We start from the raw sequence: 8,173 nt of genomic DNA, 5'->3' as shown, positions 1-8,173 counted from the left end.
GGTCACCTTAATTGACCTCAAAGGTATGATTTCAAATCGTCGCGCCTAAAAAGTAGTATCTAATAGACTATATTTCAATTATTTCAAAGAACTATTTATCCACTTTTACGGGACAGTAATGAAAGCTCCTATAAGATTTTCATTCTCATGAATTATAGATTCATTTTCATGCAATTGCCTTAAGCGCGCCTGTAATAGATCTTTATTTTCTTCAATTGTACGTTCTTTCTTAACCAACTTTTGCTGATAAATATATATCAGTACACATATTATCATTAATAATGCAACCACACCCCATAATACACTATTCTCCAATCGATTATTTATATTCAATAATTTCTCTTGATCATACTTTGCCTGAATTTTGGCAATCTCAGAACTACGATTTATGTTATCTATAGAATCTTTATAAACCCAATATTGCTCATTATACTTAATAGCATCTTCATATTTATCTAAGTCTCTACATAAAAAATATAAAGTTTGTGTTGCATCTTGTTTTGTATAAAGATTTGTTGTATTCAATGCCTTTTCTAAATAAAAATAAGCAGAATCGGATTGTCCCATATAATAATAGGTTTCTCCAATTCCTAAATACGTTTGTGGCAAGGCTGAAGTGTTATATTGTTCTTTTATCTCCTTTGACTTCTGTAGATAATATATAGATGAATCAAGCATGGATAAAGCTCTGTACACGGACGGTATTTCCCCATAAGCAAGTGTTAAAGCTTTTAAACTCCCTGACTGCTCCGCAATCCTTATTGCTTTTTTATAGTAATCCAACCCTTCCTCCACATTATTATTAAGCATTGAAACACGCCCTAAATAGGAATAAGAATTTGAGATGAGCGCACTGTCCTTTAATTGAATTGAATAATTTTGTGCATTCACATAGGCATCCAAAGCCAGATCAGTCAAACTGCGATAAGCATATAATGTCCCCAAATGAGTATTGATCAAATACAACAATCTATAATCCGTCGTATTCTTCGCCACATCCCTAGCCCGTAAATAATAATCAGTTGCCTCTTCCGCATTATGTAAATCATGGTTAACCCGTCCTTCATAATATAGAGTTGACGCTTTCCGTACCGGATCATCCTGTTTTTCAAAATAAGCCAATGCAATATTGATCAAAGAATCAGAAGTATGCTTTACATAGTTTTTATCACGTGCCTGGGTAATCAACAAACACCACGTAGCATATTGAAATTTATCTGACGGAGAGGGTACTTCCATTGAATCCAATACCACCAGGGCACTGTTCGGGCAACGTTGCATAAGCGACTCTGCATAAGACAGTTCCAGCAATAACTCTTTGGGTTGTTCAGTACACATCGCGAAAGAGAACAGACAGAATACTATGTAAGATAGGTACCTCATCGCTGCATGGCATAATTGTTATAGCCTCAAAGATAATGAAACAATTCAATCCAAAGCTATTAATAATCAATTTTTTTCAATACAGCTACAAACAAATAATTATATCTATTAAAGAATTAAATTAACGTGAGTCTAACACAAAAATATCACTTCCTCCTACAAGTTGACCGAACAAGTACCGAACAACATTCCGTAATCTTACTTCTTACAAAAGATTTCCTCCATTATCAAAATGTCACTACTCTACCAGGTAAATCGGATTAATATACCGGGTAAAATAAAATACCCAACCGGGTAATATTTTTTAACATATTAATCCGTTTACAAAACACTTAAATAATAATCATATTGTCATTTGTGAAAAAGAACATTTTCAATTCTTCGGTGATAATGAAGGGGACATGTCCGTTTGCCAGGTATTCTTTAAACAGGATCAGATGACTGCACAATAATTACGTGCCGTGCGCTCTGACACACCGTACTTTCCTGCAAATTCTCCGACTGAAATATATTTCATGTTCAAATTCTATCGGCAAGATATAGAAATAAAGTATTAGTATAAATATTCCATAATTATACCTACCCTGAGTACAATTCCTGCTATTGCATCGTATATTTGCCCTCAACCTTTTCCTGCCGATAATCATGAGCAGGCCTGCGCACAATCGTCGACAGACCTGCTCATGATTATCGACAGGCTTGCAGACAATTGTCGACAGGCAATTCCGTCGGCAGAAAAACGGGAAGGCTACGTGTTGTTTTTCAGGCACACCAGTATAAAACAAAATAAAAATGGGAATCAGATTCAAAATCCACGAAACGCCACGGCCGAAAGGCAGGAAAGGTCCGAAGTTAATCCATGCACGGGCATTGTGCGACAGCACGGTAAAAATGGATCATCTATGCAAAATGATCTGCTCACGATCGACGATCTCTTCGGCCGATGTGAAGGCTGTACTCGACTCGTTCGTATGGGCGATCGGATTTTCTTTGGAAAGCGGGCAACATGTGGAGTTGGAAGAACTGGGACATTTCTCGCCTTCACTGCGTACCCGCCCATCTGCCGACGGAATGAAAATAACCGTAACGGTAGACAGCGTAAACTTCCGTTGTTCGGAAAAGCTAAAAGAAGAACTGAGGAATGCAGAACTGAAACATACCAAAACACCTAAAAAATTAACGTTCGAGGAACGCGAAAAGCGAATGTTGGATTATCTGGAACGAAACAAACGGATTACAACCCCGGATTACGCCGGACTGAACGGCTGCTCACGTTATCGTGCTACCGCCGACCTGAAACTATTCACAGAGAAAAATGTTGTATCCAAAATAGGAGGCGGCACGCATGTTATGTATGTATTAACTGCAGATAATAAATAAAATAGGAAAAATGAAAGACTTAACCCTATCAAATATAGAACGGCAAAATATCCTTAACAACCGTTTGGCAGTCGAGAACATTCAAGATAAACTTAAAATTGAAGGAATGCTTTTCGATGGTGAATATAGATTCACAAAAAAAATGGTAGCAGACTTTTATGAAGTCGACATTTCAACAATTGATAGATATCTTTTGCAATATGGGGAGGAATTAAAACATAACGGATACATTTTAAGTAAAGGTAAACAGCTGAAAGAATTTAAGTTACAATTTGCTCACCTTATAAATGAGGCGAGCAAAACTACACAACTCGGGTTGTTTAATTTCCGTTCCTTTTTAAATATCGGCATGATGTTAACTGACAGTGAAAAGGCTAAAATTGTAAGAAGCATTATTTTGGACGTTGTAATTGCGACCATTAATGAAAAAACAGGCGGCGGAACAAAGTTTATCAATAGACGTGACATAAACTATTTGCCGGCAGCAATCAAAGAAGAAAACTATCGTAAGAATCTAACTTCAACTATTAATACATGTGTAGACGGTCATTATACCATGAAATATGCATTAATAACAGATTACATATATAAAGCTGTTTTCCGAGAAAATGCTAAAGAGTATCGTGAGATTTTAAAGCTGAACACAAAAGACAATGTCCGTCATACGCTTTACGCTGAAGTTCTACTTGTTATTTCTTCTTTCGAAAATGGCGTAGGCGCTGCTATTCAAGATACGTACAAATCGAAAGGTGGCATAAAATTAACACTAAATGAAGTTGAAGATATTGTCAATGAATTGACCGAACACCCTATGCAAAAACCATATTTAAGTGACGCCCGTACAAAAATGGCATCACGAGATTTCAGTTTCCGAGATGTATACCATGGCAATATTGCTGAATATTTGCAAGCGGTGACTCCCGAAGAGTTTGAAAGGTTTATAGGAGATAGCTCTATTGATTTCGACCGTATATTAGAGGATAATAAAGATGTTTTAAAACGATTAAAACAGGCAGATAATGAATGATGACATTAAATATATTGTTTATGATGAAGCTTTAATTATCTATCAGAAAATGCTAGAAAAAAGTGGTGGAGGATTTAGTGGAATTCGAGATGAAAAAGGTATCCGATCTACATTAGATTTCATACAAAATGACATATACTATCCATCATTTGTAGAAAAGCTGACATATCTTGTTTTTTGTTTTTGTTCAGGACATTATTTTAATGACGGGAATAAGCGTATAGCCCTTACTTTAGGTTCTTATTTCCTTCATAAAAATGGATATTGTTGGACCGCCTGTATCTTTATGCGACAAGTAGAAGCTATTATATACCATGTTGCTGCATCACATATTGACAAAGAAATGTTACAACGCATTATGCAATGTATTATAGCAGGGACAGATTATGATGAAGGATTAAAAATAGACATCGCTAAAGCTATGAATAAAGGAACCTTAGGAATACAAGATGATATAGAAGAATAAACGAAGGTCAGAATATATATTATTGATTGATAACGAATAAACAGAATAAATGAATATAAAAATGAAACAAAAACGATCTTTTATCTTTTTCCTGTTGAGCTTCTTCTGTCTTTTCCAGCTGGCTGCCCAGCAACAGGTATTGCAACCGTTACCTATCGACCCGCAGGTTCGTTATGGAAAGTTGCCGAACGGATTAACCTATTACATCCGTCATAATGAACAACCCAAAGAACGGGCTGACTTTTATATCACCCAAAACGTAGGCTCCATGCTGGAAGAAGAGAACCAGCGCGGACTGGCACACTTTCTGGAACATATGGCCTTCAACGGCTCGAAAAACTTTCCGGACAAAGGGATGGACGAATTTACCCAAAGCATCGGTATGCGTATGGGCGAAAATTTCAATGCCTATACCAGTTTCGACGAAACGGTTTATATGATCATGAATGCCCCGGTGACACGCGAAAGCGTAGTCGATTCCTGTCTGCTGATCCTGCATGACTGGTCTGGCTTCATCACGCTTGCCGATTCTGCGATTGACAAGGAACGCGGCGTGATCCGCGAGGAATGGCGCACACGCCAGGACGCACAGGCCCGCATATGGGAACAACAGCTTCCGAAAATCTATCCGGACAGCCGTTATGCCCACCGGATGCCGATCGGCACAATCGACGTGATCGACAATTTCAAACCGGATGAACTGCGCGATTATTATCACAAATGGTACCGCCCCGACCTGCAGGCGATCATCATTGTAGGCGACATCAATGTCGACCAGGTAGAAACAGCCGTCAAACGGATTTTTGCCGACATCCCGGCACCGGTAAACGCGGCTCCGCGCCCTATGTTTGAAGTGCCCGACAATGACATGCCGCTGATCTCCGTGGCTACGGACAAAGAGGCTTCGAACACGATCCTGTCCATCTCCTATAAACACGACAAGATGCCGCAGGATATGTACGGAACGATTGCCGGATTGGTGAAAGATTATATCCAGAGCGTAGCAGCCACGATGATGAACGAACGCTTCAACGAGATGGTACAGAAAGCCAATCCTCCGTTCGTTGCCGCCCAGGCTTCCGACGGCGATTTTATGATCTCAAAAACGAAAGGCGCCTGGTCGGTAGCCGCACTGGTGAAAGATAACGAAGTGGATTCGGCCATGAATGCGCTGGTAACGGAAACGCAGCGTGTGAAACAATTCGGTTTCACCCCATCGGAATACGATCGCGCCCGCATCAATGTGTTGAAACAATATGAATCCCTTTACAACGACCGCGACAAACAAAGGAACAGCACATTCACCAAGGAATACGTACGTCACTTTACCGAAGGCGGTTACATCCCCGGAATCGAAACAGAATACGCCCTGATCAGCCAGGTTGCACAGGCTGTACCGGTAGAACAGGTCAACAAGTATATCCAGGATATGATCGGCGATACAAACATCGTGATCAGCCTGACCGGTCCGGAAAAGGAAGGCCTCTCCTATCCTACCGACGAAGAACTGCTCCGCGACTTTATGAAAGCACAGCAGATCCCTGTCGAACCTTACCGGGAGACCTTATCGGACGAACCGTTGATCCCCCCATTGCCGGCACCCGGCAAGATCACGGAAAGCAAGGAAGATCCGCTCTTCGGCGCTACCGTCCTGACATTGAGCAACGGCATCAAAGTCGTGTTGAAACACACGGACTTCAAAAAGGATGAAATACAAATGACGGCTACCAGCCCGGGAGGAAGCACACTGTTCGGCAACAAAGACATCGACAATCTGAAAGTGTTCAATGAGGTAATCGAACTGGGCGGCCTGGGCAATTTCTCGGCTACCGACCTGGGCAAGATGCTGGCCGGAAAGAAAGTATCCTGCTCCACTTCCCTGGGACTGGACAGCGAAAATGTGAACGGCTCCTCCACCCCGTCCGACCTGAAGACCTTGTTCGAACTGATCTACCTCAGTTTCACCGCTCCGCGCATGGACGAAGAAGCATACGCTTCCTTCGAAAACCGTATGAAAGCGCAGCTGAAGAACCTGGAACTGAATCCGATGGTTGCCTTCAGCGACTCGCTGACGAAAGCCATTTACAACAACAATCCGCGTGCGATGCGCATCGATCCGGCCGATTTCAAAAATATCAGCTATCCGCGTATTATGGAAATGTATAAGGAACGTTTCGGCGATGCCTCCGGTTTCGTCTTTACCTTCGTAGGAAACATCGACACCGACAGTATCCGTCCGCTGGTAGAACAATACCTGGCTACATTACCTGCAAACGGCAAGATAGAGCAGGGCAACCCGAAAGAAGTACCCGCCATCCGCAAAGGCGACTACGTGAACCGTTTCAAACGCCAGATGGAGACGCCGAAAGCCTCCGTCGTGAATTTCTATTCCGGGCAGATGGACTATAACCTGGAAAATATCGTTACAGCCACCATGTTGAAGCAGGTACTCGACCTTGTTTACACCGAAAAGGTCCGCGAAGACGAAGGCGGAACGTACGGCGTACAGACATCCGCCCGCATCTCTTCCTTCCCGGAAGGACAAACATTCCTGCAGGCCTATTTCGACACTGACCCGGATAAGCGGGAAAAAATGAACACGATTGTCCGCAACGAATTGAAACGTATCTCCGACATCGGCCCGACCCCGGAAGATTTCAAAAAGACGCAGGACAACATCCTGAAACGTCACGCAGAAAGCCTTCAGGAGAACGGTTACTGGTTAAACACGCTGGACAACTATTATTACAAAGGCTTCGACGGTTCGACCAAATACGTCGAAACAGTCAACAGCATCACTCCCGCCAAAATACAGGCCTTCGCCAAAAAGTTACTCGACCAGGGAAACAGTATTGAGGTGGTGATGGAGCCGTAAAACGATATAACATATACGCCAAATTTAAAATATGACAAAACTCGTATGAGATACTATCTTATTTTAAATTTGGCGATTTTATTGGAATATCACTCGGCTTATTTTACTTTTGTACCGAAAATTAAAATAACGTATTAGCTTATTTTAATTTTGTACCGAAAACTAAAATAACGCATCAGCTTATTTCAATTAGATGGTAAATCCTAAAATTAGTTTATTCCCCCGATATTATCATGAAAAACTTTAAATCAGGCACATACATAAACCAAGGTTACTACAAGAGTTTTCAACCGAACCTAATTAACAACCCTTGGGTAATTGAAAACATGGAGATAGTAACATTGTTAAGCAAAGCGGACAGAATGCTTGGCAGACTAGACATGTATTCAGAACATATACCCAATATCGATCTTTTCATTAGCATGCACATAATGAAAGAAGCGACTCAATCTTCTAAGATAGAAGGTACTCAAACAAATATGGAAGAAGTACTCATGTCTAAAGAAGATTTGCCATTGGATAAAAGAGACGATTGGACCGAAGTTCATAACTATATATCTGCGATGAATGAAGCTATTAAAATGCTCGAGACATTGCCTTTTTCTGCAAGGCTTATAAGAAATGTACATAAAGTATTACTTGCCGGGGTCAGAGGTGAACACAAACAACCGGGAGAATTCCGGAAAAGCCAGAATTGGATTGGAGGTTCATCTATTAACGATGCCATTTTTGTTCCTCCGGTTTGTACTTCAATTCCAGAGTTAATGGAAGATATAGAGAAATTTGTACATAATAATTCTATTTTCTTCCCTGAACTATTAAAGATAGCCCTGATACATTATCAGTTTGAAACGATTCACCCTTTTTTAGATGGTAATGGCCGAACAGGGAGATTACTAATTACCCTGTACCTTGTAAGTCAATGTCATCAATTTAAGAAAAAATACCCTTAAAACGAAAAAAGCCATTGGAAATATCAAAGAAAGAATTACTTTAAAGTTACCACACAACAAGTAATCCATGATCTATGATACAACCAATG

The 8,173-nt window shown here is 40.7% G+C and carries 5 protein-coding genes and 1 pseudogene; 5 read left to right on the top strand and 1 reads right to left on the bottom strand.

Annotation, left to right across the window (positions count from 1 at the left end; all coding sequences use genetic code 11):
• Positions 1-105: 105 nt before the first annotated feature.
• Complete coding sequence (locus NBH15_RS28640) at positions 106-1,281, bottom strand: tetratricopeptide repeat protein (protein WP_250824165.1); 1,176 nt, start codon at positions 1,279-1,281, stop codon at positions 106-108.
• Between the two features lie 894 nt (positions 1,282-2,175).
• Here NBH15_RS28640 and NBH15_RS28635 point away from each other — a divergent pair.
• The 5 genes and pseudogenes from NBH15_RS28635 to NBH15_RS28615 all read left to right on the top strand — a co-directional run.
• Positions 2,176-2,763, top strand: a complete 588-nt coding sequence (locus tag NBH15_RS28635) for an HU family DNA-binding protein (protein WP_250824164.1) — start codon at positions 2,176-2,178, stop codon at positions 2,761-2,763.
• Positions 2,764-2,773: 10 nt separating this feature from the next.
• The gene (locus NBH15_RS28630) at positions 2,774-3,790 is read left to right on the top strand and encodes a DNA-binding protein (protein ID WP_250824163.1); all 1,017 of its coding nucleotides are present in this window, start codon (positions 2,774-2,776) and stop codon (positions 3,788-3,790) included.
• Positions 3,783-4,256, top strand: coding sequence for a type II toxin-antitoxin system death-on-curing family toxin (locus tag NBH15_RS28625; protein WP_250824162.1), 474 nt, complete (start codon positions 3,783-3,785; stop codon positions 4,254-4,256). The genes NBH15_RS28630 and NBH15_RS28625 overlap by 8 nt, the downstream gene beginning before the upstream one ends.
• Positions 4,257-4,317: 61 nt before the next feature.
• Positions 4,318-7,131 (top strand): M16 family metallopeptidase, encoded by a 2,814-nt coding sequence (locus tag NBH15_RS28620; protein WP_250824161.1) that lies wholly within the window; start codon positions 4,318-4,320, stop codon positions 7,129-7,131.
• Positions 7,132-7,364: 233 nt separating this feature from the next.
• Positions 7,365-8,054: pseudogene (locus NBH15_RS28615) on the top strand (Fic family protein); the annotation flags it as partial.
• Positions 8,055-8,173 lie beyond the last annotated feature (119 nt).

The organism is Parabacteroides caeci (assembly GCF_023656795.1).
In the GTDB taxonomy this organism is placed as follows: Bacteria; Bacteroidota; Bacteroidia; order Bacteroidales; family Tannerellaceae; genus Parabacteroides; species Parabacteroides segnis.
The sequence above is the reverse complement of the archived record's forward strand: the minus strand, read 5'-3'. Positions and strand labels throughout refer to the sequence as shown.

Excerpts from the sequence above, each read along its gene's own strand:
- NBH15_RS28640 (WP_250824165.1), bottom strand. The coding sequence starts at position 1,281 with ATGCAACGTTGCCCGAACAGTGCCCTGGTGGTATTGGATTCAATGGAA.
- NBH15_RS28620 (WP_250824161.1), top strand. The coding sequence starts at position 4,318 with ATGAAACAAAAACGATCTTTTATCTTTTTCCTGTTGAGCTTCTTCTGT.
- NBH15_RS28625 (WP_250824162.1), top strand. The coding sequence starts at position 3,783 with ATGAATGATGACATTAAATATATTGTTTATGATGAAGCTTTAATTATC.
- NBH15_RS28635 (WP_250824164.1), top strand. The coding sequence starts at position 2,176 with ATGGGAATCAGATTCAAAATCCACGAAACGCCACGGCCGAAAGGCAGG.
- NBH15_RS28630 (WP_250824163.1), top strand. The coding sequence starts at position 2,774 with ATGAAAGACTTAACCCTATCAAATATAGAACGGCAAAATATCCTTAAC.